At 61.8% G+C, this 23102-nt stretch carries 23 protein-coding genes and 1 pseudogene; 11 read left to right on the top strand and 13 right to left on the bottom strand.

The window, feature by feature from the left end:
- Positions 1 to 171 precede the first annotated feature (171 nt).
- From ACX0MV_RS06765 to dinG, 6 genes are all read right to left on the bottom strand, one after another.
- Entirely contained in the window at positions 172 to 636 is a 465-nt protein-coding gene (locus ACX0MV_RS06765; RefSeq protein ID WP_458981696.1) for an outer membrane lipoprotein, read from the bottom strand.
- A gap of 177 nt (positions 637 to 813) precedes the next feature.
- Complete coding sequence (gene pdxH, locus ACX0MV_RS06760; protein WP_458981695.1) at positions 814 to 1461, bottom strand: pyridoxamine 5'-phosphate oxidase; 648 nt, start codon at positions 1459 to 1461, stop codon at positions 814 to 816.
- Between the two features lie 111 nt (positions 1462 to 1572).
- Complete coding sequence (locus ACX0MV_RS06755) at positions 1573 to 2271, bottom strand: OmpA family protein (protein WP_458981694.1); 699 nt, start codon at positions 2269 to 2271, stop codon at positions 1573 to 1575.
- Positions 2272 to 2349: 78 nt separating this feature from the next.
- On the bottom strand, positions 2350 to 3495 hold the full coding sequence (locus tag ACX0MV_RS06750) for a serine hydrolase domain-containing protein (RefSeq protein WP_458981693.1): 1146 nt from the start codon (positions 3493 to 3495) through the stop codon (positions 2350 to 2352).
- A 99-nt stretch (positions 3496 to 3594) separates the two neighbouring features.
- Complete coding sequence (locus ACX0MV_RS06745; protein WP_458981782.1) at positions 3595 to 5826, bottom strand: beta-agarase; 2232 nt, start codon at positions 5824 to 5826, stop codon at positions 3595 to 3597.
- 209 nt (positions 5827 to 6035) lie between these two features.
- Positions 6036 to 8180, bottom strand: coding sequence for an ATP-dependent DNA helicase DinG (gene dinG, locus ACX0MV_RS06740; RefSeq protein WP_458981692.1), 2145 nt, complete (start codon positions 8178 to 8180; stop codon positions 6036 to 6038).
- Positions 8181 to 8348: 168 nt separating this feature from the next.
- Between dinG and ACX0MV_RS06735 the strand changes: the two genes are divergently transcribed.
- Complete coding sequence (locus ACX0MV_RS06735) at positions 8349 to 8813, top strand: CopD family protein (RefSeq protein WP_458981691.1); 465 nt, start codon at positions 8349 to 8351, stop codon at positions 8811 to 8813.
- A gap of 29 nt (positions 8814 to 8842) precedes the next feature.
- Here the strand turns inward: ACX0MV_RS06735 and ACX0MV_RS06730 are convergent, their stop codons facing one another.
- From ACX0MV_RS06730 to ACX0MV_RS06720, 3 genes and pseudogenes are all read right to left on the bottom strand, one after another.
- Positions 8843 to 9604, bottom strand: coding sequence for a collagen-like protein (locus ACX0MV_RS06730; protein WP_458981690.1), 762 nt, complete (start codon positions 9602 to 9604; stop codon positions 8843 to 8845).
- A complete protein-coding gene (locus ACX0MV_RS06725) occupies positions 9597 to 9908 on the bottom strand; it encodes a DUF1145 domain-containing protein (RefSeq protein ID WP_458981689.1) in 312 nt (103 codons plus the stop codon). The genes ACX0MV_RS06730 and ACX0MV_RS06725 overlap by 8 nt, the downstream gene beginning before the upstream one ends.
- Before the next feature lie 338 nt (positions 9909 to 10246).
- Positions 10247 to 10603 (bottom strand): annotated as a pseudogene (locus tag ACX0MV_RS06720) (OmpA family protein); the annotation flags it as partial.
- A 436-nt stretch (positions 10604 to 11039) separates the two neighbouring features.
- Between ACX0MV_RS06720 and ACX0MV_RS06715 the strand changes: the two are divergent.
- Together ACX0MV_RS06715 and ACX0MV_RS06710 are read left to right on the top strand one after the other, a co-directional pair.
- Positions 11040 to 11537, top strand: a complete 498-nt coding sequence (locus tag ACX0MV_RS06715) for a DUF6231 family protein (protein ID WP_458981688.1) — start codon at positions 11040 to 11042, stop codon at positions 11535 to 11537.
- Between the two features lie 5 nt (positions 11538 to 11542).
- Positions 11543 to 12022, top strand: coding sequence for a YchJ family protein (locus tag ACX0MV_RS06710; RefSeq protein ID WP_458981687.1), 480 nt, complete (start codon positions 11543 to 11545; stop codon positions 12020 to 12022).
- A 23-nt stretch (positions 12023 to 12045) separates the two neighbouring features.
- Here the strand turns inward: ACX0MV_RS06710 and ACX0MV_RS06705 are convergent, their stop codons facing one another.
- A complete protein-coding gene (locus tag ACX0MV_RS06705; protein WP_458981686.1) occupies positions 12046 to 12612 on the bottom strand; it encodes a hypothetical protein in 567 nt (188 codons plus the stop codon).
- Positions 12613 to 12724: 112 nt separating this feature from the next.
- Here ACX0MV_RS06705 and ACX0MV_RS06700 point away from each other — a divergent pair, with 112 nt between their 5' ends.
- From ACX0MV_RS06700 to ACX0MV_RS06685, 4 genes are all read left to right on the top strand, one after another.
- Complete coding sequence (locus tag ACX0MV_RS06700; RefSeq protein ID WP_458981685.1) at positions 12725 to 13225, top strand: LEA/WHy family protein; 501 nt, start codon at positions 12725 to 12727, stop codon at positions 13223 to 13225.
- A 6-nt stretch (positions 13226 to 13231) separates the two neighbouring features.
- Positions 13232 to 13441 (top strand): SEC-C metal-binding domain-containing protein, encoded by a 210-nt coding sequence (locus ACX0MV_RS06695; protein ID WP_458981684.1) that lies wholly within the window; start codon positions 13232 to 13234, stop codon positions 13439 to 13441.
- A gap of 7 nt (positions 13442 to 13448) precedes the next feature.
- Entirely contained in the window at positions 13449 to 13910 is a 462-nt protein-coding gene (locus ACX0MV_RS06690; RefSeq protein WP_458981683.1) for a DUF2489 domain-containing protein, read from the top strand.
- Positions 13911 to 14047: 137 nt separating this feature from the next.
- Positions 14048 to 16585, top strand: a complete 2538-nt coding sequence (locus ACX0MV_RS06685) for a penicillin acylase family protein (RefSeq protein ID WP_458981682.1) — start codon at positions 14048 to 14050, stop codon at positions 16583 to 16585.
- Positions 16586 to 16736: 151 nt separating this feature from the next.
- Here ACX0MV_RS06685 and ACX0MV_RS06680 read toward each other — a convergent pair whose 3' ends face one another.
- The gene (locus ACX0MV_RS06680) at positions 16737 to 17429 is read right to left on the bottom strand and encodes an NUDIX hydrolase (RefSeq protein ID WP_458981681.1); all 693 of its coding nucleotides are present in this window, start codon (positions 17427 to 17429) and stop codon (positions 16737 to 16739) included.
- A 144-nt stretch (positions 17430 to 17573) separates the two neighbouring features.
- On the opposite strand from ACX0MV_RS06680, the gene ACX0MV_RS06675 reads away from it, so the two are divergent.
- Genes ACX0MV_RS06675 through nadE form a run of 3 tightly spaced genes read left to right on the top strand, consistent with a single transcriptional unit; the run spans position 17574 to position 20264 of the window.
- Positions 17574 to 18218 carry a nicotinamidase gene (locus tag ACX0MV_RS06675; RefSeq protein WP_458981680.1) on the top strand — a complete coding sequence of 215 codons (645 nt, stop codon included), beginning with the start codon at positions 17574 to 17576 and terminating at the stop codon, positions 18216 to 18218.
- Between the two features lie 2 nt (positions 18219 to 18220).
- Complete coding sequence (gene pncB / locus ACX0MV_RS06670; protein WP_458981679.1) at positions 18221 to 19426, top strand: nicotinate phosphoribosyltransferase; 1206 nt, start codon at positions 18221 to 18223, stop codon at positions 19424 to 19426.
- A gap of 10 nt (positions 19427 to 19436) precedes the next feature.
- Complete coding sequence (gene nadE, locus ACX0MV_RS06665; protein ID WP_458981678.1) at positions 19437 to 20264, top strand: NAD(+) synthase; 828 nt, start codon at positions 19437 to 19439, stop codon at positions 20262 to 20264.
- A 357-nt stretch (positions 20265 to 20621) separates the two neighbouring features.
- On the opposite strand, the gene dcd is transcribed toward nadE, so the two are convergent.
- A complete protein-coding gene (dcd, locus tag ACX0MV_RS06660) occupies positions 20622 to 21188 on the bottom strand; it encodes a dCTP deaminase (RefSeq protein WP_458981677.1) in 567 nt (188 codons plus the stop codon).
- 322 nt (positions 21189 to 21510) lie between these two features.
- Here dcd and ACX0MV_RS06655 point away from each other — a divergent pair, with 322 nt between their 5' ends.
- Positions 21511 to 21720, top strand: coding sequence for a cold-shock protein (locus ACX0MV_RS06655; protein WP_090242762.1), 210 nt, complete (start codon positions 21511 to 21513; stop codon positions 21718 to 21720).
- A 101-nt stretch (positions 21721 to 21821) separates the two neighbouring features.
- On the opposite strand, the gene apbC is transcribed toward ACX0MV_RS06655, so the two are convergent.
- A complete protein-coding gene (apbC, locus tag ACX0MV_RS06650) occupies positions 21822 to 22949 on the bottom strand; it encodes an iron-sulfur cluster carrier protein ApbC (protein ID WP_458981676.1) in 1128 nt (375 codons plus the stop codon).
- Positions 22950 to 23102 lie beyond the last annotated feature (153 nt).

Raw genomic sequence — 23102 nt, 5'->3', positions numbered from 1 at the left:
TCATTGCAGAATAATCCGGCCGATTATCCATACCTGACAACGGGTGTCATGGTGAGAAGTATTACCAAACACACAGCAGCGACAGGTCGCCGGCACCATCGAGCGGCATAAACAAAACCGCCGGGCAAAAAAAAGCCGGATCAGGTTCGCCTGATCCGGCCCGACTGTCCTTTAGTGAGCAACGCGGCTGGTGCCGTTGACGGTCATGATCCGAACCCGCTCGCCCACCCGGAAGATCTGGTTCTCTTCCACTTCCTGCACATAGGCGCGCAACGTGCCGTCGTCCTCGCGCACGGTGATTTCCACACCCTGGGCGCGGGTTATCCCCTCCTCAGCCGCAGCGCCAAGCAGACCGCCCGCGACCGCACCGATCACCGCCGCCACGGCGGCACCACGACCACCGCCGACACCACTGCCGGCAACGCCGCCGACCACGGCACCGGCGCCCGCGCCGATGGGCGTTTTGGTGCCTTCGATTTTCACTGGACGCAGCGACTCGATGGTGCCCATGCGAACGGTTTGTACCGCCCGGGCCTCGTCGCGCGAATAGGTATCACCGGTCAGGCTTGAAGCACAGCCACCCAGCATCAGGGCCATTGCCGTGAACGAAGCCATCAACAGACTGGGTTTGCGCATTGCTATTCCTCCAAGTGAGCTGTGCTCATTAGACCGCGCAGTGCGCAGTACTGTCATCCGTAAATTAAGGCAAAAGGTTGCCTCGGGTGCGCTGCAGCTGCATGGTTCCCAGGACGCCTACTTGCCACCCGGTAGAGTCGACACCCACAAAAAAGCGCCCGCAGGCGCTTGATCGACTCAAGGTGCCAGCCGCTCGCGCAGCCAGGCATCATCCTGCCGGCGATAATTGAGGCGGTCGTGCAAGCGGCTGGAGCGGCCTTGCCAGAACTCGATGCGCTCAGGCACCAACCGATAACCGCCCCAGTGCGGCGGGCAATGCGGCGCCTGGTCGAGAAAACGCTGCTCGGTTTCCGCCAGCAGGCCTTCCAGCTCCGCACGGTCCTTGATGACCTGGCTCTGCGGCGAGGCCCAGGCACCGATCCGGCTGCCCAGCGGGCGCACCTGAAAATAACGATCGGATTCCTCGGCAGTAACCCGCTCCACTGCGCCCTCGATGCGCACCTGACGTTCCAGGCTGGGCCAGAAAAACGTCATCGCCGCATAGGGGCGAGCAGCCAGTTGCTGGCCTTTGGCGCTGTCATAGTTACTGAAGAAGGTGAAGCCGCGCCCGTCCAACCCTTTCAGCAACAGCACTCGGCAGTGCGGGCGGCCCTGGGCGTCGACCGTTGCCAGGGTCATCGCGTTCGGCTCCACCGGCAGCTGCTCGGTTTTCACCGCGTCGGCGAACCACTGCTCGAACAGGCTGAAGGGTTCAAGGGGCGCCTGCGCTTCGCTCAACCCTTCACGGGTATAGTCGCGGCGCATGTCGGCTAGGGTTTGGCTCACGGCAATGCCCTCGATTTGTATCGGTGGACGGCCGCGGCCCAGGTCGAAAACCTTGCCAGGCTTTCAGGCCGCGACATCCAACCATGCGCGATACGGCTCGCGCCGCTCGGCTTATTCGGCCTTGGTGACTTTGGCGGGATCGACAGCAACGACCTGCTGCTTGTCCTTCCCATCCTTCTTGCCTGCGGCGGGCTTGGCGGCAGCCAATACCGGCACGGGTGCGGCGGCTGGCTGGTTGTAGCGGGCGACCAGGGCTTTCATGGTGTCCTGGGACGTCAGCAGGATTTCGACACGACGGTTCAGCGCACGACCTTCAACGCTGTCGTTGGCGGCGCGCGGCATGTCAGAACCCAGGCCCTTGACCATCAGACGATCCTGTTTCAGTCCGCTCAGACGGAAAATCGAGGTGAATGCCCGAGCCCGCTGGTGGCTGAGCTCGCGGTTCAGCTCGGCTTCGCCGCTGCTGTCGGCGTGGCCGAGGATGACCGCCGCAATGGTCTTGTCGGCTTCCAGCAGCTTGGCAATGCGAGTGATCGGCCCGAGGGTGACCGGCAACAGCATGTTCGGCCGATCCGGATTGAATGAGCCCAGCACCGGTGCGGTGACCACCAGCAGGTTCTCGCGGCGCTCCATCTCGAAATGGCTGCCCTTGATCGCTTCGACCAAACGCGGTTCAAAATCGTCCAACCAGGCTTGGGTCACTGCAGGTGGCGGCATTGCAACGACTTTCGGTTTTTCTGGCTTATCGAAAACCGAGCAGCCAGCGATCAACAGACACAAGACGAGCGAGAGCGATTTTTTAGCAGGCATTGGTCATCCACACATAACAATTCAAAGAGACAGCACCAGGCTGCGTGAAACTCATCTGTGCCAGTTTAGCCGGGCTTGCTACAAACAGGCAGCCAGCACGCGCGCAAGTTTTTGCGCACGGGGGTCCATTAAGACGAACGGTCCCAGGTTATTGGTGACGAAACCGAACGCCACGTCGCGATCCGGGTCGGCAAAGCCGATCGAACCGCCCGCGCCCGGATGACCGAACGCGCGTGGCCCCATGCCATAGGTCGCGTTGGCGACATCAGGCTGATCAAGCATGCAGCCCAGGCCGAAGCGCGTGCGGGTCAGCAGGGTCTTGTCCTCTCCCACTGCATGTTCGCGAGTCAACTCGCCCAGCAGTTCAGGCTCCAGCAGACGCCCGTCCAACAAGCCACTGTAGAACCCGGCCAGGCTGCGGGCATTGCCGTGGCCGTTGGCGGCGGGCTGCTGCATGCGCCGCCATTCCGGTTTGTTGGTGCTGGTCATGATCGACGGCGGGTTGGCGAACGCTCGCGTACTCATGGCCGCCGGCTCGCTCATCATGACCTTGAGCAAGCGCTGGGCAGCGGCATCGCCCAGGTTGCCTTTGCCACGGGAGATGATCGCCACCCGGTCGAACTGGTCGTCGGAAAGCCCCACATGGAAATCCAGCCCCAGTAGTGCAGCGGTGCGCGCCACGATGCTCTCGCCAGGACCGCGACCCTCGACCCGCCGTAGCACCTCGCCAACCAGCCAGCCGTAAGCGATGGGGGCGTAGCCATGACCGTCACCCAACGCCCACCAGGGCCGTTCGGCTGCCAGCGCCGTGGTCATCGCCTGCCAGTCGTACAAGGCTTCGGCGGGCAACATGTCGCGCAGCGCCGGTAGCCCCGCCTGGTGGCTGAGCAGGTGGCGCAGGGTGATTTTCTCTTTTCCGGCGGCGGCGAACTCGGGCCAGTAGCGTGCCACGGGGGCGTCCAGCTCAAGCTTGCCTTCACCAACCAGTTGCAGCGCGGTCACCGCGGTAAAGGTCTTGGTGCAGGAGAACAGATTGAGAATGGTGTCGCTGTGCCAAGGCTGCTCGCCTTCCTTGTCAGCGCTGCCTGCCCAGATATCGACGACCGTCTCACCACCAACCTGAACGCAGAGCGCCATGCCGCGCTCCTGCGGATCGTCGAACAGTGCGGCGAATGCCTCTTTGAGCGCCTCGAACCGGAGATCGAAATAACCCTGTATCTGCACCGCTGTGCTCCTCTACAAAGGCGTGGCCCGATTAGCCCCGCTGGCTGATGGGCCGGCCCTAGTTAGGGTTACGGCCACGCTTCGCAAACTGTTTATCGATCAGGGCGCGGCAGCCTCGGCAGCCGGCTGAGCAGCAGGTTCGGCAGCTGGCTCGGCTTTGGGCGCTGCGACCGGCTTGGCGGCTTCAGCTTGCGCGTCGGCCTTGAGCAACACCTTGGCCACGCTCTGGTTGGCGCTGCGCACGGTTTTGACGAAGCCACTCCAGGGCCGGTCAGTGATGGCGACGAGGCCGAGGTGGCCGTTTTCACCATCAAGCAAGCGCCCGGTCACGGGCTGGTCGAGGTACTGGAACCAGTGCACGCCGACGATCTGTGGCTCCTCGAGCGCCTTGGCCAGGAAATGCGCATAGGCCGGCCCGCGCTCTTCTTCCTTGTACACCTCGGCGACGCCGCCCCAGAACGGCCCGCGGTCGCGGGAGCCGAAATGAAACTCGGTGACCAGCAACGGCTTGTCCAGCGCCCTCAAGACTTCAAAGTCATAACCGTGCTGCGGTTCGCGGGTATAGAAATTGAAACTGAGCACATCGCAGAACTCGGCGCAGGCTTTCACCGCCTCGGGAATGCTGCTGGCGAAGCGCCCGCCCAGCAGCATGTGGTTGGGCGCGTGCCACTGCAGCGAATCAGCGATGGTCTTGAAATAGGTCTCGGCGTACAAGCTGAGAAACCGCTGCATGTCACGCTCGATCGCAGGGAACTCAGGGCTCGGCAACGGCGCCTGGAACCCGGGGTCTTCCATCAGCTCCCAGGCGTCCAGCTTGATGCCCCACGCCCTGGAGAGGCCGTTCTGGTTGCGGTACTTGTCACGCAACTGCTTGAGAAACGCGCGCTTCGCCGGAACATCGGTCGTCAGCCGCAGCGTCGCGTAAGCCAGGGCGTAACGCGCGTTGGGGTCATCGGCCGGGCCAGCCCAGGCCAGTTCGTTGTCGGCGAAATAACCCAGCAGCCAGGGGTTGTCGCGGTGGTCGCGCGAGGCAATGGCGATGGCGCGCTCTGCGGCCATGGCGAAGCGCGGGTCGAATGGGTCGGGCATGCCGCCCCACCAGTCCACACCAGTGCTGATGGTGGCGTAATCGCCGTGGATCGACAGCGGGATGCCGTACGCCATCTGCGGCTTCTGCGCGAAGCCCGGATCGCTCCAGTTGCCCAGGGTGTTGAAGCCCCACGCCTGCAGGCGATCCACGCTGTGCGCGAGCCAGCGCGCCGGCGTGGACTCGCCATAGGTGCGGGCAAGATTGGCGGCATAAAAATCGAACCAGCGACCGTTGGCGAATGCCCGTCCCGCGTTGGCGCCAGTGTCGCTGCGGCTGTCGCTGTTACCGAAGTGCGCGGCCAACGGATCGCCGTCTTTCGGCAGTGCGGTGAACATCTGCTCGCGTCCTTCGACGTAGGTACCGCCCTGTTCCGCCGTTACCGTATTGACGCCGAGCGAATAAAACGGATGCCCCTCGGGCGTGACGAGAAACCAGCGGTCACCGTGTTTTTCCGTGCGGAAAAAACCGCTCGCTTCGAACTGCGGCCCGCCCAGCCAGCCGCCGAACTTGTCCTGCTCAGGACGCTCGCCGAGCCACTTCTGCAGTTGTTGTTGTTCCTGAGTCGCAGCCTGTCTGAGCTGCTCGTCGCTGTTCACCTTTTCCGGCCAGGCGCCACGGGTGTACTGGCCGTAACCGTCGACGATGCCCTGGTACGCCGCAGCCAGCGGCGCGTCGTCCGCAACGCCGAACCGGCCCAGCAGAATGCTCTGCGCCGCTGTGGGCTGGGGCATCGACAGCGTCACCGCAACGACCTGCGCCGGGTCCAGCTCACCGGTCACCGTCTCCGCCAGCAGCAGCCGCTGACCATCGTGCTGCCACGGCATGGGTACGCCGGCGCGCATGCCCTGATCGCGCGGCGACACCGCCCGCAGCGGCACCAGCAGAGTTTGCGCCGGGCCGGCTGGCAGCGCGATGCGAGTCTTCAGGCTTTTGCCATCGGCGCTGTCGATCTGCACATCGAGGGTCAGCGCCCAGTCCATGGCGCTTTGGATGCGCAGGCTCATGGCATCCTGTGCGGACCAGTCCCAGGCGCCGCTCTGGGGCGCCAGACGCAGGCTGGGTTGAGCGGCGACGTTGTAGGTAACCCGACGGAGGATTTCGCCCTCCGGGGTCGGCTCGGCCGTAACGCTTGGCAGGTAGGCGTCCGAGGTGGTGACTTGCACGGTGTCCAGGGGGCGAACGAAGTTGTACAGCACCTGCTTATCATCGGCGCCGGCGACAGTGGCAAAACCAAGCGCCATTAAGAGGGCGCAGGCGTGCAGCCTGGTGTAAACCTTCACGAACAACTCTCCCGCTCACTGCATTAATAAGGCGCTCGCGGCATGGGCGCCGGAGCGAAAACTCGCTAATTGACTGCTGCACATCCCATGCAGGCAAGCCGCCTTCCGCAGGCTCTGACGTTATCTCCACAGCCTGGGTTCCTGAGTTGGGCGCATCCTACTGATGCGCGCTAGCTGATCTCCCGGCGAAACGGCGGCAAGGCGTTGAGAATCGCCTTGCCATACCGCTGCGTGACCACGCGCCGATCAAGCAGCGTAATTGTGCCGCGATCCTGCTCGGTGCGCAGCAGGCGCCCGCAGGCTTGCACCAGCCGCAGCGATGCGTCGGGCACGGCGATTTCCATGAACGGGTTGCCGCCGCGCGCCTCGATCCACTCGGCCAATGCCGCTTCGACCGGGTCATCGGGCACCGCAAACGGAATCTTGGCGATGACCACATGCTCGCAATAGGCACCCGGCAGGTCGACGCCTTCGGCGAAACTGGCCAGGCCGAACAATACGCTTTCCTCGCCGCTGTCGACCCGCGCTTTATGCTTGTTCAGGGTCTCCTGCTTGGACAGGTTGCCCTGGATAAATACCCGCTTGCGCCAGTCCCGTTCCAGGCCTTCGAACACATCCTGCATCTGCTTGCGCGAGGAGAACAGCACCAGGGTGCCGCGAGAACCCTCCACCAGCACCGGCAGTTCGCGAATGATCGCAGCTGTGTGCGCCACCGCATCACGCGGGTCGGCCTTGAGGTCCGGAACCCGCAGCACGCCGGCGTCCGCATGGTGAAAGGGACTTGGCACCACCGCGGTGACTGCCACCTTAGGCAGGCCGGCGCGCATCCGATAGCGATCAAAAGTGCCCAGCGCAGTGAGCGTCGCCGAGGTGACCAGCGCACCGTAGGCCACATTCCACAGATTGCGCCGCAGGGTTTCCGCCGCAAGGATGGGGCTGGCATTGACCTCGATATCGAACAGCGCGCCGCTCTCGGCCAGGGTCAGCCAACGCGCCATGGGTGGGCTGTCTTGCGGGTCTTCCGCGGTAAACGCCAGCCACAACTCCCAACTGCCCTGAGCGCGAGCGAGCAAGCTGCCGAACAGCGGATACCACTCCTCGGCCTGGTGGCTGGCGATGCCAATCGTGGCTTCGCCGTCCATGGCTTCCTTGAGCTGTTCGGTCACGCCGGTGAACAGTTCGGTGAGCTTGCTGAAGCCTTTCTTCAATTCGATGCCCAGCTCGCGCAGGTGCTCCGGCACCAGGCCACCGACAAAGCGATGGCGCGGCCGCTCGCGCCCCTGCATATCCTCGCCGGGCTTGAACTCGGCGATCTGCTCGCAGGCGGCGAACATGAATTGCTGCTGCGTCTTGATTTCCCGTGCCAGCTCCGGCACCTGCTCAATCAGGCGGCCCAAATCACCGGGCAGCGGATGTTGCGCCAGCAGCTTGGTCAAGTTCTTCGCGGTCTGCTCCAGCCAGTCGGCGGTCGAACGCAGACGGGTGAAGTGGGCGAAATGGCCAATCGCCTTGTCGGGCAGGTGATGCCCCTCATCGAAGACGTAGAGCGTATCGCGCGGGTCAGGCAATACGGCACCGCCACCCAAGGCGAGGTCGGCGAGGACCATGTCATGGTTGGTGACGATCACATCGACCTTGCCCATGCCTTCGCGAGCTTTGTAAAAAGCGCACTGTTGAAAATTCGGACAGTGGCGGCTGGTGCATTGGCTATGGTCGGTGGTCAGCTGCGACCAGCGCGTATCCTCGAGCTCCTCGGGCCAACTGTCGCGATCGCCGTCCCACTTGTTGCCGGCGAGCTTTTCCATCATGGCGACGAACAGCTTCTGGCTCTGCTCGTCGACATCGATCCTGAAGCCTTCCTCCTCGAACAACTGGGCGGTGGCACTTTGCGCCTGGCCTTCCTGCAGCAGCATGTCGAGCTTGGACAGGCACAGGTAACGGCCGCGGCCCTTGGCGAGGGCGAAGCTGAAACTCAGGCCGCTGTTGCGCATCAGGTCAGGCAGATCCTTGTGCACGATCTGTTCTTGCAGGGCTACGGTTGCGGTGGCGATTACCAGGCGCTTGCCGGCTGCCTTGGCGGTCGGAATCGCCGCCAGGCTGTAGGCGACGGTCTTGCCAGTACCGGTCCCCGCCTCGACCGCGACGATTGCCGGTTCGCCCAAGCGCCGACCTTCGTCATCGGTTTTGATGGTGCCGAGTACCTTGGCGATTTCCGCGATCATCAGCCGCTGCCCATAGCGTGGCTTGAGCGCCTTGGCTTCGAGGAACCGCGTGTAGGCGCCCTGAATCTGGGACTTGAGTTCGGGACTAAGCATGGGAACTGGGCATGGGTCGAGGCACGGATCTGCTGCAGGCTCTACGCAAAAGCTCAAGACGTGACATCTCGGCGCGGCTAGAACGCTGGATAAATTTTCAGTGTTTGCAAACGACCGCTATCATAGCGCGCTAATCCGCCTCGCGCAGAACCGCTTTAGGAGCAATGCATGACCCCCTATGCGATGACCTACACCCTTCACCTGCTCGCCGCCCTCGTCTGGGTTGGCGGCATGTTCTTCGCCTGGATGGTGCTGCGCCCCGCCGCCGTCGGCACCCTGGACGCGCCAGCGCGGCTGAAGTTGTGGCTGGACGTATTCAGGCGCTTTTTCTATTGGGTGTGGGCGGCGGTGATCGTACTGCCAGTCACGGGCGTGGGCATGATGCACATGCGCTTTGCCGGCTTCGACACCGCACCGCGGTACGTCCACGTCATGATCGGTCTGTACATCGCCATGCTCGCGCTGTTCCTGCGCGTGCAGGCGCTGCAATTGCCGGAACTGCGTCGCGCGGTGGCGGGTGAGGACTGGCCAGCCGGCGGCGCCGCCCTGGGACGAATCCGCCGCCTGGTGGGAATCAACGTAATCGTGGGTTTGCTGCTGGTATCGGTCGCGGCAGCCCGCCCGAGCTTCTGAGCCGAAACCCGGGCGGTGCGCGCCAGCGACTAGAAGCGCACCACATTCACAGCGCCAGCGGCACCTTGACTGCCGGGCTGTCCCGCTTCGCCAGGGCGGCCATCGCGGGCACCGTCAGCGCTGTACAACCAGCAGCCCTTCTTCGCGCCGCCCAGTCCGGGCTTGCCGCCAGCACCCGCCGGACCACCCGCTCCGCCTTCGCTGCGAACCTGCAGCCCCTCGACCGGAAAACTCGCCGGGACTTCAATGCGAACCTGGCCGCCTGCTGCGCCGTTCTGACCATTTCCGCCACGCTGACCATCGTGGCCGCGAGTGGCCTGGCCCCAGGTACATCCACCGGATTCGCCATCGGCACCATCAAGCCCGGCATAACCCGGTGCCCCGCGGCCACCGCGCGCGTCGATCAGCAGTGGCGATCCATTGACCGCCTGCAATCGGAGATTCAGCGTGCGGCCTGGCGAGGCCGGCTTCAGCTGCGTACCGGTTGCGCCACGCGCGATGATCTGCGCACCAGAGCCGAACTCGCCACGCTCGACCCGCAGGCTTAATGCATTCTCGCCTGGTGCAATGGCAATCCGCGCCTCGCGACCCAGCACCAGTTCGGCCACGCGAATCTCACTGATACCCGCTGGAATCAGCAAGGTGCCTTGGTCAGCGATTTCCAGTCGATCAAGCGATAACAGCCCGCTGCCATTCGGCAGACGCAGCATCTGATGGGACGCTACCTGCACCTCGGTTGCGGCGAGAGCTATGGAACTGCAGAGCGCCAGAAGCAGCAACAGGCTACGCATGGGCAGCACCCGTTTGCGCTTGTTCGGCGTCCGACTCGGCGGCCAGCTGCAAACCAGGCTGCAGAAGCATCAGGTGAAATACGCCAAATACCATTACCTGAGCGCGGTCCAGCCAGGGTGCACGGCGCCCATTGAACACGTTGGCGAACAGCCAGAGCTGCACCCCATGCAGCGCGATCAGAAGCAAACCCAGCAGGCCAAGAACCTGGTCGAAAGGCTTGGCAAAGGCGCCGAACAGAGCCGCCATCACGACCAACCAGAACAGGCCGGCCACCACTTTTCCCGCATTTATCGCCGTTCGCATACTCGCCCCCCGCCACGTTTTTATTGTGCGGCACCATAACGGTATATGCCTGGCCGAAACCAGCATGCGCCAACAAAAAACAGCATTTGATACAGGCAATGCGGACTGTCGCCACGATTAGCGCGGCGGCGGATGCTTACGGGAAATGGGTATCGGGATTGGGTTTACAGATCGATTGATCGGCTCACCGGTACAGCTGGCGCTGAAGAACTCGGCGCTGATTGGAAACTCAGGCGTCACCGCAGCAGGGTGACGCCGGAGGAAGACTTATCACCTCAGGGCTCGGATCTCAGCGATGCGTTCGGCACCCTGTGATCGCGGGCCTGGGGCAGCACGCCTTATGGGCGAGCTTCGACTTCAGCTTCTACGCGACGGTTGATGGCGCGGCCATCGTCAGTAGCGTTGTCCGCAACCGGACGACCTTCGCCGTAACCTACGACGTTGACGCGGTCGCTCGACACGCCGTACTGGTTGACCAGTACGTCACGCACGGCATTTGCGCGGCGCTCGGAAAGACCCTGGTTGTAGGCATCGCTGCCAACGGAGTCGGTGTGACCTTCAACCACGGTGGTGGTCTGCGGGTACTGGGTCATGAAGTCAGCGAGGTTCTTGATGTCGCCGTAGCTGCCATCTTTAACCTGGGCTTTGTCGAAATCGAACTTCACGTCCAGCTCGACACGTACGGCTTCGGCAGGCTCGGCGGGAGCGGCGGTTTCCTCAACCACAACTTCCTCAACCATGGCTACCTGTTCGTCGGAGGTGCCGTGAACCCAGCAATAGGCTGCGGCCATGCCTGCACCTACGACTGCGCCACCGCCAGCCCACGTCGAGCTTTCGATTGCGCCCAACGCAGCACCACCAACACCACCAATCGCCGCACAGGTCGGCCAGTCGGTTTTCTGAACGCCGGCGCAGCCGGTCAGAAAACTGGTTGCCAAGATCAGGGGTACTGCTTTCCTTACGATACTCATATAAATCTCTCCTATGGGAATCGGTGCAAAAACCGACACCTCAACATTAAAGACGCCAGCATAAAAAATCGCCATAGCTAAATGGCATCTATGCCCAAAAATCACGCTATGCGGCAGTGAAACTGCACGTTAGTCTTTCCCGCCGCGCCGAGGCCTTCCGATGACCGAGTGCTTTTCCGCTAGAACACCTCAACAAGCAGTAGCCGCTTTGCTGGACCGCTACTCGCCGAACCGTTTGCTGCTGATCGGCGCCCGCGAACTGCCCGCCGTTGCGGCTTACCAGGCCGCTCATGCGCAGTGCTTGATCGACCATGCACCGGCCGGACCACTGCCCGCCGAATTGGCAGCTCAGCGTTTTGACCTGGCCCTGGTTGTCGATTGCCTCGAACACCTGCCCAAACGCACCGGTCTTGAGCTCCTGGGTGGCATCCGCAACCTCAACGCCAGCCGAATGGCCGTACTGGTCGATCTACAGGCAAGCGCATGGCAGGAAACCGATTTCTTCGCCCTGGCGTTGCAGGCCAGCGAGCGCTTCCAGCGCGGCGACCAGACACTCAACCTGTTCACTTACGACCTACTTGATTACAAGCAGGTTCCAGATTGGTTGAATGCGAAATTCTGGGCCAATCCCGAGATGTTCGGCAAATTCTGGTGGTGATCCCCTTGAACGATGCGAGCCCAGCGAACTGCCCATGCTGCAGCGGCCAGCGCCTCAGCGAGTGCTGCCAGCCTCTCCACGCGGGCAAACCGGCAAGCACCGCGCAAGCCTTGATGCGCTCACGCTACGCAGCCTATGTACTCGGCCTGGTTGATTATCTGGTGGCAACCACATTGCCGGCGCAGCAGCCAGGCCTTGACCAGGCGGCAATCGCAGCATGGAGCAGCCAAAGCAGCTGGCTTGGCCTGGAGGTGGAAACTCACGAGTTGCTGGAGGGCCAACCCGCACACGCACGGGTAACCTTCACCGCCCACTGGCGGGACGCCCAAGGCACTCATGCTCATCGTGAGAATTCGGCATTCGTGCAGAGTGCCGGGCGCTGGTACTTCATCGACCCCACGGTTGCCCTCAAGGTCAACCGCAACGACCCTTGCCCATGTGGCAGCGCCGTTAAATTCAAGAAGTGCTGCGCGGGCTTTCTCTGACTGCAATCTGCAGGCTGGTGAGCCTACTCCACCAGTTTTATGTGCGAGGTGTCGGGCGGTGGTGCGGTGGATGCGCGCTTGGCCTCGCCCATGTCGCTACCTGCCGGGGCGAGGCTGAACTGCGACAGATCGAGCACCGGCGCTTGCGGTTCGGCCTTGCCATCCTGCAAGTCGTCGCCCAGCGGGGCGATACCGAAATCCGGTGCGTCCACCTCCGCGAAGGCCGCCATGTATTCATCCCGCGGCACCACACGCAACCGCGCAGTTGGCGTGTCGACAGGCGCGGACGCAGCGGCAACGGGGGCCGCACTGACTGGCTGTGGCGCGGGCGGTGGTGCCAGTTCGATCCCCTCGACTTCTTCGTCCAGCGGCTGAATCAGCGCCAGAGCACCGGCGCGCTCCATGGTGGCTCGGTATTTTTCGGCTCCGGCGGCATCCAGGTTGCTCTTGATCACGATCCGCCGTCCGGAAAACAACAAGGCGACGCGCTGAGCATCCGCTTGGAACAGCTTCGCCAGGTTGGCCTTGACCAGCTCCGGCTGAGCCCCCGGAATCAGTTGGCCGGCAAAGGCAATCTCATAACGAGCCATGGTCACACTCCTGTCCTATTCAGCCTGCAGTATGGCGCAGGTTTTTTTACGGTCACAACACGTTGCAGGCAAACAGTAGCTTGTTACACTGGGCTGTCATTCGGAGTATGAAATGTTTTCCCAGGCGCAAACGATAAAAATAACGCTTAGCCTACTGATTTTTTTCGGCCTGTTTTCAGGCCTCGGCGGATGTTCAACCTGGGTATCGGGTGATTTCAAAGAACCGGATGTTCGCCTGATAAAAGTCGATGTCATAAAAGCCAAACTGCTCGAGCAGCATTTCGTGCTGCGCTTTCGTATCGACAATCCAAACGGGGTGAGCCTGCCGGTGCGCGGTCTGGATTACACCGTGCACCTCAACGAGGTGCTGCTGGCAGATGGTGAATCAAGCACCTGGTTCACAGTCCCGGCCCATGGTCACCATGAATTCGACGTGCCGGTGCGTACCAACCTCTGGCGCCACCTGCGGCGCATTGTCAAACTGCTGGAAAAACCCGACGAGCCGATTCGCTACCGCCTCAATGGCGAGGTGAAAACCGGTTTATTGTTCGGGCGCGACGTGCACGTGGCGCGAAATGGCGAGATAATTCCCGGCCATTTTATTCCCCAGTAGGCATTTATGAATCAGCAACCTCACGTCCACGGCCCGGACTGTAACCACGATCATGAACACGGTCACGCCCATGATCATGATCACGGCCATGTACACGGCCCGAATTGCGGCCACAGCCATCAAGAGCCAGTGCGCAACGCTCTGAAGGACGTCGGTCGTAACGATCCCTGCCCATGCGGCAGCCAGAAGAAATTCAAGAAATGCCACGGCGCCTGACGGCCCGATGAATACCTCAAGCCTGCTTGTTCTGCCTGCCGCCGCACTGATTGCCGGGCTGGCGCTCTACGCGTTGCATCTGTGGCGGCAGGTGTGGTCGCTGCAGCGCAAGCAACGCAAACAGGATCAGCAGCATCGGGCGCAGCTCGGAGCAGACCTGCGCATCCTCGCCGGTAGCCTGCTCGAAGGCCAGTTGCCGCTGATCGAGGGCGCGATCCGCATCAAGGTGCTGCTGGACAATTACGACCATGCACTCAGCCAGGATGGCCGCTGCGAGGTATTCCATCTGCTGTACGACGCTACCGCCCAAGTGCCCACCCATGCAGGTTGGCAGGCGCTGGACAGAGCCGAGCGGCGCCGGCACGAAACGCACTTCAATGAACTTGAGCTGCAGCACAAAGCGGCTGCTCGCAGTGCGGCGCGCTGGCTGCTTGATGAGGGACTGCCCGGCTCGTCCAGCAACACTTGAACAACCGCGCCCGCACGCGTCGGCACCGGTTAAACCAGTTGCCAGCCGTTACGGCGCTCTCTACCTTTGAACGCCACACCGGCCGCTGATCCCAGCCCGCCGGGCTTTCCACTGCATATCCTGCAAGGAGCCACTGCATGCAACCGCGCGCATTCCGCCCTCTGGCTCGCCTGGGCGCGGCCGCTGTCCTAACCGCAGCCGTGGCGCTGAGCGGTTGCCAGTCGTTCTTCAACAGCCGTTACAGCGATAGCGTGCACCCGGACCGGGGCGTTGTCCGGGTCCAGGGGCTGGCCCAAACCGTTGCCATCAGACGCAACGCCCTGGGCATGCCGCTGATTGAAACCAACAGCTTCCACGACGCCCTGTTTGCCCTGGGCTATGTGCATGCCAGCGACCGCCTCAGCCAGATGGTGGGCCTGCGCTTGATGGCCGAGGGCCGGCTGGCGGAGATGGCTGGCCCGGGTGTGCTGGAGATGGACCGCCTGATGCGCGCGGTCAACCTGAAGAAAAGCGCCGAGATCCTCTACAGCAATGCCTCGCCCCGCCTGAAGAAGTTCTTTGAGGTTTATGCCCGAGGCGTCAACGCATACCTGTTCCGTTATCGCGACAAGCTGCCGATGGACCTGACTGAGTCCGGTTACCGCCCCGCCTACTGGAAAGCCGAAGACTCGGTGCTGGTGTTCTGCCTGCTGAATTTCGGCCTGTCGGTCAACCTGCAGGAAGAAGTCGCGGCGCTGGTGCTGGCGCAGAAAGTTGGCAGCGACCAGCTCGCCTGGCTATTACCCACCTATCCCGACGAGCCGTTGCCGTTCGAGGAAGCGGAAAAGCTCAAAGGGCTGAATCTGCAGGGTCAGATTCCCGGGCTTGCCGCGCTTGACCAAGCCTCCCGCCAGTTCGCTGACGCCCACATGCTTGGCGTAGCCGCGTCCAACAACTGGGCCATCGCGCCTCACAGAACCCGCAGCGGCAAAAGCCTGCTGGCCAATGACACGCACCTGCCATTGTCGCTGCCGTCGGTGTGGAATTTCGTCCAGATCCGCTCGCCGAAGTTCCAGGCGGCCGGGGTTTCGATTGCCGGCGTGCCGGCGATCGTCGCCGGATTCAACGGCAAGCTCGGCTGGGGCATGACCATGGTCATGGGCGACAACCAGGACCTGTTTCTCGAAAAACTCAAGCGCGAAGGCGGCCGTCTTTACTACCAGGCTGACGGCAAGTGGCTGGCGGCACGCGAGCGCCAGGAAACCTTTTTCATCAAAGGCCAGCGCCCGCTGCGCGAGACCATCCATGAAACCCGTCATGGCCCGCTGTTGAATTCGGTGCTGGGCGAACGCAAGCACGGGTTGCAACCGCTGCAGCTGAACAGCGGTTATGGATTGGCTCTGCAAACCGCGCAGTTCGAAGCGGACAAGACGCTTGATGCATTTTTCGACCTGTCCCGCGCCCAATCCGTCGAGCAGGCATTCGAGGCAACCCGCGAAGTGCGCGCCATGCCGCTGAACATCGTGTTTGCGGATGCCGGGCATATTGGCTGGCAGGTGACCGGGCGTTTTCCCAATCGCCGCGAAGGCCTTGGCCTGATGCCTTCCCCAGGCTGGGACAGCCGCTTTGACTGGGATGGTTTTGCCGACCCGATGCTGCATCCGTACGATCAGGACCCAGCCCAGGGCTGGCTGGGTACTGCCAACCAGCGTACCGTTCCGCGCGGCTATGGCATGCAGCTCTCCAACTCCTGGTATTACCCCGAGCGGGCCGAACGCATTGCGCAGCTGGCCGGCAGCGGCAGGCACGACAGCCAGAGCATGGTCGCCATGCAATACGACCAGACTTCCCCGTTTGTGGCCAAGCTGCAGAGCATGTTCGAGGCGCCAGGAATGCTCGAGCCGCTGCAGCAGGCCATTGCACAACTTCCGGCCGAGCAGCGCAGCAAGGCGAGCGAAGCGTACAGCCGGTTGCTGAGATTCGATGGCAGGCTGGCTGCCAGCTCGGCTGATGCCGCACTGTATGGCGCCTTCCTCCACGAAAGCGCGCGACAGACGTTCCTCGACGAACTGGGCCCGGACACCAGCCCGGCCTGGCAGGCACTCGTGGAAACGGCCAACAGCTCCTACTCGGCGCAGGCGGACCATCTGCTCGGGCGCGACGACAGCCCGTTCTGGGACGACCGCACGACTGCATTAAAAGAAGATAAGCCAGCCATCCTCGCGCGTAGCCTGGCCGCCGCAGTGAGCTATGCCGAAGCCCGTCTGGGTAACGACCGCACAGCATGGCAGTGGGGAAAATTGCACCACTACAACTGGGCCAGCGAAAGCACCAAGATGGCGCCTCATATGAGCGTCAGCCAGCGGACCGCAATCAATTCGCTCAAGGATTATCTGGACCGTGGCCCTTACCCGGCGGGCGGCGATCACAGCACGCTGAACGTGTCGGCATATCACTGGGGTCAGGACTTCGACACCTGGCTGATCCCAGCCATGCGCATCGTCGTCGACTTCGGCCGCGACGAACCGCTGATCGGCGTCAACAGTTCAGGCCAGTCCGGCAACCCTGCGAGCGAGCACTACGCCGACGGCATCCAGGCCTGGTTGAAGGGCAGCTACATGAGCTTCCCGTTCAAGGCGACCAACATGGACAAGGTCTATGGCAATCAGCGGCTGCTGCTGACACCTGGAAAATAGCGACCATTTATCGGCACGAAATGAACTAAGTCGAGTTGCTCAGCTCTGAGCTAGTGGACTTACTCCATAGATCATCGTTTTAGGGCGCCTTTTAGGCGCCCTTTTCTTTTTTCCGCTTTTCGCCAGCGCCGCTCCGGTAAACACAACGTCATCAGCTCAACACGCTGCGATCAAAGACGAATGCGGCCGAGGGCTGCGGCCGATGCTCCAGCACGTTCTGCGGCCGGCCCATCTTCGGGTAGTTCTTCTCGCCGGTTTCCACTATCCAGCCGTGTTGTTTCATGCGCTCCAGGCGCCCGCGCAACGTCGTGTGCTGCACGGCTTGTCCAAGGCAGACCTGAAACGCTGCCAGGGCTTCGGTCACGGTAAACCGCTGACTGATGAGATAAAGCGGCAACGAGGTGTAGGTCGATTTCGCCGCCAGCCGTTCACAGGCCAGCGCAACCAGCTGAGCATGATCGAACGGCAACGCAAAGCGCCGGTCCAGCACCGCGTTCAGCGCGACAAAGGACAAATCCTCATCGCCCAGTGGCGTGTCAGGTGCAACCAGGGCCAGATAAAAGGTGCTGAGCGACCAGCCGCGTGGATCGCGTACCGCGTCGCCCACCGTTGCGACCTGCTCCATGTAACGCGGTTTGATCCGCGCCTTGACCGCTAACGCACGAGTGGCCGCCGCATCCAGACTGGCATCCGCAGTAAGGCCGTTGACCAATACCCCGGGCAGTGCCCACTGCTGCGCGAACGGCGCCTGCGCGCGGCGTATCAGCAAAATGTCCAACTGACTCCGATCGTTCATGCGCAGCGCGACTATGTCGACACTGGCCAGCACTTCAGCCGTACTCATCCACCCTCCCATGCTCATCAACCTATGGTTACTGCATTGCCAGCAGCCGCTGACAATTCAGTCTCGAGCGGTCTGCAATAACGCTTGACGACATATTACATCACGTGGAATATATAGCCACACCTGAGCACAAGGAGATGCCTGATGAAAACCGCCAGCTTCGACATCGATGCGCAAAAGGGTTTCACCCCGCTTTGTCCGACTGAACTGCCGGTGCCCGGTGGCGAACAGATCGTCCCGGCGTTGAATCAACTGGCCAGCCGCGCGCAACTGCGTCTGGGCAGCAAGGATGCCCACAGCCCTCAGGCTGTATGGATCGCGGCCAGCCACGAGCAGATGCTGCAACCGCTGGCGCTGCCCAATGCCGACCTCAGCTGGGTCAGCCACTGCGTACCGGGCACGCCCGGCTTCGAACTGCTCGACGGGCTGCCGCAACCGCTGGAATACGACTATTTCGTGTGGAAAGGCATAGAGCCGGACCTTCACCCCTACGGCGCGTGCTACCACGACCTGGCCGAGACGCGCAGCACGGGCGCAATCGAGTTTCTTCGGCACAATGGCGTACAACGCGTGCTGCTGGGCGGTTTGGCGCTGGATTACTGCGTGAAAACCAGCGCTTTGCAACTGCGCCGGGCTGGTTTCGAGGTCGGCGTCTACCTGCCGGCTTGCCGTGCCATTGCGCAAGACACCGCCGCCACGGCACGCGCCGAGATGCACGCCATGGATATCGCGCTGTATGCCAGCCTGGACGAGCTGGACGCAGCCCTCAACAGGGACAAGGAGAACTGATCATGGGCGAAAGCGTATTTGCCGAGCGTATCGTGCAGAACCTGCTGGATACCGATTTCTACAAGCTGACCATGATGCAGGCCGTGCTGCACAACTACCCAAACACTGAAGTCGAGTGGGAGTTTCGCTGCCGCAACCAGGAAGACCTCACGCCTTACCTGGCGGAAATTCGTTATCAGATCGAGCGACTCGCGGAGATTTCCATTACCGCCGACCAACTGGCTTTTCTGGAAAAGATTCCATTTATCAAGCCGGACTTCATCCGCTTTCTCAGCCTGTTCCGCTTCAATCTGCGCTATGTGCAAACCAGCATCGAAGACGGCCAGCTGTGCATTCGCCTGCGCGGCCCCTGGTTGCACGTGATTCTTTATGAAATTCCGCTGTTGGCCATCGTCAGCGAGGTGCGCAACCGTTACCGCTACCGCGAAACGGTGCTGGAACAGGCCAGCGAACAGCTTTATCGCAAGCTCGACTGGTTGAAAGGCGAGGCCTCGACCAGCGAGCTGGCAGGTTTCCAAGTGGCCGACTTCGGCACTCGCCGGCGCTTCTCTTACCGGGTGCAGGAAGAAATGGTGCACATCCTCACGCGCGATTTTCCGGGGCGCTTCGTCGGCACCAGCAACGTGCACCTGGCTCGTGAATTCAACCTGAAACCCATCGGCACCATGGCCCACGAATGGCTGATGGCCCACCAGCAGCTCGGCCCGCGGCTGATCGACAGCCAGATCGCCGCACTCGACTGCTGGGTGCGTGAATACCGCGGCCTGCTGGGCATCGCACTGACCGATTGCATCACCACCGATGCGTTTCTCAACGATTTCGATCTGTACTTTGCCAAGCTGTTCGATGGACTGCGCCATGACTCCGGCGACCCGCTGATCTGGGCCAACAAGGCCATCGCCCATTACGAAAAGCTCGGCATCGACCCACGGAGCAAAACCCTGGTGTTCTCCGACGGATTGAACCTGGAGAAGGCTCTGCGGCTCTACCGTGCACTTCACGGCCGGATCAACGTAAGCTTCGGCATCGGCACCAATCTGACCTGTGACATTCCCGGGGTCGAGCCGATGAACATCGTGATCAAGATGACCGCCTGCAACGGCCAGCCCGTTGCAAAGATTTCCGACACTGCCGGCAAGACCCAGTGCCGCGACGAGAATTTCGTCAGCTACCTAAAACACGTTTTCCGCGTCAGCGACGCCCAGTGAGGACTTTGACATGAGCAACCGCCAAGCCGAGATCGCCGTAGCCTTGAATGTGACGCCACCCTTTGCCGACGAGGCCGCACTGCTGGCCGAGATCGACCGGCGAAAAACCTTTATCAAGGATTGCCTGCGCCATTCAGGCCTGAAGGTGCTGGTATTGGGCATCAGCGGCGGCGTCGACTCGCTCACCGCGGGCAAACTCGCCCAGCTTTGCGTGGAGGAACTGCGCCGCGAAACCGGCGATACGCAGTACCGTTTCATCGCCGTCCGCCTGCCCCACGGCACCCAGCACGACGAGCACGATGCCCAGGCTTCGCTGCAATTCATCAAGGCTGACGAAGAGCAGACCGTGAACATCGCGGACAGCGTGCGCGGTCTGATGGAGCAGACCGCAGCGCTGCAGCCGCTCAGCGATACGCGGCGCGATTTCGTGGCCGGCAATATCAAGGCACGCACCCGCATGGTCGCTCAGTTCACCATCGCCAACGCCTGCAACGGCCTGGTGATCGGCACCGACCACGCCGCCGAGGCGGTGATGGGCTTCTTTACCAAATTTGGCGACGGCGCCTGTGATCTGGCGCCGTTGAGCGGCCTGGTCAAAGGCCAGGTGCGCCACATCGCCCGTAGCCTGGGAGCGCCCGAACATCTGGCGTTCAAGGTCCCTACTGCAGACCTTGAAGAACTGCGGCCTGGCAAGCCCGACGAAGAAGCGCATGGTGTCAGTTACGACGAAATCGATGCGTTTCTGCATGGCAACGCCGTCAGCGACAAGGCGTACCAGCTGATTGTTCGCGCCTACGACAACACCCGGCACAAGCGCGAACTGCCCCTCGCCCCCTGATCGCTAACGCGCAACCACAGGTACAGGCGGCGCCTGATCGGGAACGGTCGGCTCGCCTGGCTCCATGGGTGGGTCAGGGACGCCTGGATCGCTCGGACTATCGGGTTCGGGCTGTCCTGGAACTCCGCCCATTAGCAGGCTGAGGGATGGGATGACAGGTTGCGAATGCCGGTACATGGAAAACCTCCAATGGCGGATGCCAGACTCAAGGTAGAGTCTGGCGCCTGGCAGTAATTCCGAGAACATTTGCACCGATGCGTGCGGTCCGGCGCGCTTGCACAGCAGCAGTCTCATTCAAGAGAAGCCTCATTTCGCAGGCACAAAAAAGCCGGGGCATGCCCGGCTTTTCGGTAGGCGTTACGCCTTGGGCAGGGTTACGCCCAGTTGGCCCTGGTATTTGCCGCCCCGATCCTTGTAAGAGACCTCGCACTCCTCATCGGACTCGAGGAACAGCATCTGCGCCACGCCTTCGTTGGCGTAAATCTTTGCCGGCAAGGTGGTGGTGTTGGAGAACTCCAGCGTCACATGGCCTTCCCACTCAGGTTCGAGCGGCGTGACGTTGACGATGATGCCGCAGCGCGCATAGGTGCTCTTGCCCAGGCAGATGGTCAACACGTTGCGCGGAATACGGAAGTATTCGACGGTACGCGCCAGGGCAAACGAGTTCGGCGGGATGATGCAGACATCGCTTTTCACGTCGACGAAGCTTTTCTCGTCGAAATTCTTCGGGTCCACCGTCGCCGAATTGATGTTGGTGAACACCTTGAATTCATCGGCGCAGCGCACGTCGTACCCGTAGCTGGACACCCCATAGGAGATCAGCGCCTGGGCGCCTTCGGTGCGCACCTGGCGCTCGACGAAAGGCTCGATCATGCCGTGTTCCTGGGCCATGCGGCGAATCCATTTATCCGATTTGATGCTCATGGCGGGACGTCCTGAAAGGCTGGTGGTGAAAAAGTGAGCGCATATTACCGGTGCAGGCGGCGCGGTTCAAAGGCTGTTGATCAGGATCAACGAGCAGTTCGAAACCGCCGCGCACTCAGCAAATAACAAAAAGCTGCTTAGAGAGTTCGCGCTTAGCGTTAAAAGCGAGTATGGTTGGCCCACTGTGCTGCATGTGTCACCGCGAATCGCTACTTGATGCCTAGATTTCGATCCAAACATCGTCCGACTCCTAGTACTCGTTGCACTCAGTCCCGGCCTGGGCTTTTCCAGGGCTGTTATTAAAATTGTTAGGAGACATAACATGTCGAATCGTCAGAATGGCACCGTCAAGTGGTTCAATGATGAAAAAGGCTACGGCTTCATCACCCCTCAATCCGGTGACGACCTCTTCGTACACTTCAAAGCTATCCAGAGCGATGGCTTCAAGAGCCTGAAAGAAGGCCAGGCAGTGACTTTCGTCGCTACCCGTGGTCAGAAAGGCATGCAAGCTGAGGAAGTTCAGGTCGTATAACCTGATCTAACTTCAAGAAAAGCCCCGCCATGTGCGGGGCTTTTTTGTGGGCGCTCATCCAGTAAAAACGCGGCCGCGCGCCACGCGCGGCCCACTGCGCATCAATCCTCGCTTATCTCGATGGTCGGCATGGCGTGGCGTTCGCCACCCAGGGCGATGCGTGCGCCCACGTTGCGAGCAACTTCCTGATAAATCATCGCGATCTGGCTTTCAGGGTCAGCGATGGTGGTCGGTTTGCCGCCGTCGGACTGCATGCGAATCGCCATCGACAGCGGCAACGAGGCCAGCAGGTCGACGCCGAATTGCGAGGCCAGTTTTTCACCGCCACCCTCACCGAACAGGTGCTCGGCGTGACCGCAGTTCGAGCAGATATGCACGGCCATGTTTTCCACCACGCCGAGCACCGGAATGTTGACCTTGCGGAACATCTCCACGCCCTTTTTTGCATCCAGCAGCGCCAGATCCTGCGGCGTGGTGACGATCACCGCGCCGGCCACCGGCACCTTCTGCGCAAGGGTCAGCTGGATATCGCCGGTACCAGGCGGCATGTCCACCACCAGATAATCCAGATTGCCCCAGGCCGTTTGCGTGATCAGCTGGATCAGCGCGCCGGAAACCATGGGGCCGCGCCAGACCACCGGGGTGTTTTCATCGGTGAGAAACGCCATGGACATCACCTCGACGCCATGGGCTTCGAGCGGAACGAACCACTTTTGATCCTTTACCTGCGGCCGCGTGCCTTCAGGGATGCCAAACATGATGCCCTGGCTCGGCCCGTAGATGTCCGCATCGAGAATCCCCACCTTGGCGCCTTCACGGGCCAAGGCCAATGCCAGGTTGGCCGCGGTGGTGGATTTGCCCACGCCGCCCTTGCCCGAGGCCACGGCGATCACGTTCTTCACGTTGCTCAGGGCCGGGACCTGCTCCTGGGCCTTGTGCGCCTCGATCACGCAGTCGACCTGAACCTGAGCGCGCTCGACACCGTCGAGGTTTTCCAGCGCCATTTGCAGCATCTGCGCCCAGCCGCTCTTGAACAGACCGGCGGCGTAGCCCAGCTGCAACCGCACGCTGACCTTACCACCCTGGATATCGACCTCGCGAAGACAGCCGGCACTGACTGGGTCCTGATTCAGGTGGGGATCGGTGTATTGGGACAACAGGGCTTCTACCGCAGCGCGGGTGACGACAGTCATGGGGTGCTCCGAATGGCTAGTAACGCAGGCGGCCATGTTACCCCAGGCAGCGGCCGCAGGAGCTAGCTGACGCGGCTTATCGTCACGACCCGGACGCAACGGTGAAAATTCAAAGGGCCAGCACAAGCGGTGCGCGGATGAAAAAAAACCGCTGCGCCTATATAGTTGCCGACTTCCCTCGTAATGCCA

Source organism: Pseudomonas cistanchae, assembly GCF_054483635.1.
Note: the sequence above shows the minus strand (reverse complement) of the source record. Positions and strands in the feature narration are given on the sequence as shown.

What these genes read in the sequence shown, in the direction of transcription:
- dcd (WP_458981677.1), bottom strand. Translation starts at nt 21,188, where the DNA reads ATGAGCATCAAATCGGATAAATGGATTCGCCGCATGGCCCAGGAACAC.
- ACX0MV_RS06685 (WP_458981682.1), top strand. Translation starts at nt 14,048, where the DNA reads ATGCAACCGCGCGCATTCCGCCCTCTGGCTCGCCTGGGCGCGGCCGCT.
- dinG (WP_458981692.1), bottom strand. Translation starts at nt 8,180, where the DNA reads ATGCTTAGTCCCGAACTCAAGTCCCAGATTCAGGGCGCCTACACGCGG.
- ACX0MV_RS06695 (WP_458981684.1), top strand. Translation starts at nt 13,232, where the DNA reads ATGAATCAGCAACCTCACGTCCACGGCCCGGACTGTAACCACGATCAT.
- ACX0MV_RS06655 (WP_090242762.1), top strand. Translation starts at nt 21,511, where the DNA reads ATGTCGAATCGTCAGAATGGCACCGTCAAGTGGTTCAATGATGAAAAA.
- ACX0MV_RS06675 (WP_458981680.1), top strand. Translation starts at nt 17,574, where the DNA reads ATGAAAACCGCCAGCTTCGACATCGATGCGCAAAAGGGTTTCACCCCG.
- ACX0MV_RS06680 (WP_458981681.1), bottom strand. Translation starts at nt 17,429, where the DNA reads ATGAGTACGGCTGAAGTGCTGGCCAGTGTCGACATAGTCGCGCTGCGC.
- ACX0MV_RS06765 (WP_458981696.1), bottom strand. Translation starts at nt 636, where the DNA reads ATGCGCAAACCCAGTCTGTTGATGGCTTCGTTCACGGCAATGGCCCTG.
- pncB (WP_458981679.1), top strand. Translation starts at nt 18,221, where the DNA reads ATGGGCGAAAGCGTATTTGCCGAGCGTATCGTGCAGAACCTGCTGGAT.
- ACX0MV_RS06730 (WP_458981690.1), bottom strand. Translation starts at nt 9,604, where the DNA reads ATGCGTAGCCTGTTGCTGCTTCTGGCGCTCTGCAGTTCCATAGCTCTC.
- ACX0MV_RS06735 (WP_458981691.1), top strand. Translation starts at nt 8,349, where the DNA reads ATGACCCCCTATGCGATGACCTACACCCTTCACCTGCTCGCCGCCCTC.
- apbC (WP_458981676.1), bottom strand. Translation starts at nt 22,949, where the DNA reads ATGGCCGCCTGCGTTACTAGCCATTCGGAGCACCCCATGACTGTCGTC.
- ACX0MV_RS06755 (WP_458981694.1), bottom strand. Translation starts at nt 2,271, where the DNA reads ATGCCTGCTAAAAAATCGCTCTCGCTCGTCTTGTGTCTGTTGATCGCT.
- ACX0MV_RS06690 (WP_458981683.1), top strand. Translation starts at nt 13,449, where the DNA reads ATGAATACCTCAAGCCTGCTTGTTCTGCCTGCCGCCGCACTGATTGCC.
- ACX0MV_RS06705 (WP_458981686.1), bottom strand. Translation starts at nt 12,612, where the DNA reads ATGGCTCGTTATGAGATTGCCTTTGCCGGCCAACTGATTCCGGGGGCT.
- ACX0MV_RS06745 (WP_458981782.1), bottom strand. Translation starts at nt 5,826, where the DNA reads ATGGCGCTTGGTTTTGCCACTGTCGCCGGCGCCGATGATAAGCAGGTG.
- ACX0MV_RS06725 (WP_458981689.1), bottom strand. Translation starts at nt 9,908, where the DNA reads ATGCGAACGGCGATAAATGCGGGAAAAGTGGTGGCCGGCCTGTTCTGG.
- ACX0MV_RS06700 (WP_458981685.1), top strand. Translation starts at nt 12,725, where the DNA reads ATGTTTTCCCAGGCGCAAACGATAAAAATAACGCTTAGCCTACTGATT.
- ACX0MV_RS06715 (WP_458981688.1), top strand. Translation starts at nt 11,040, where the DNA reads ATGACCGAGTGCTTTTCCGCTAGAACACCTCAACAAGCAGTAGCCGCT.
- nadE (WP_458981678.1), top strand. Translation starts at nt 19,437, where the DNA reads ATGAGCAACCGCCAAGCCGAGATCGCCGTAGCCTTGAATGTGACGCCA.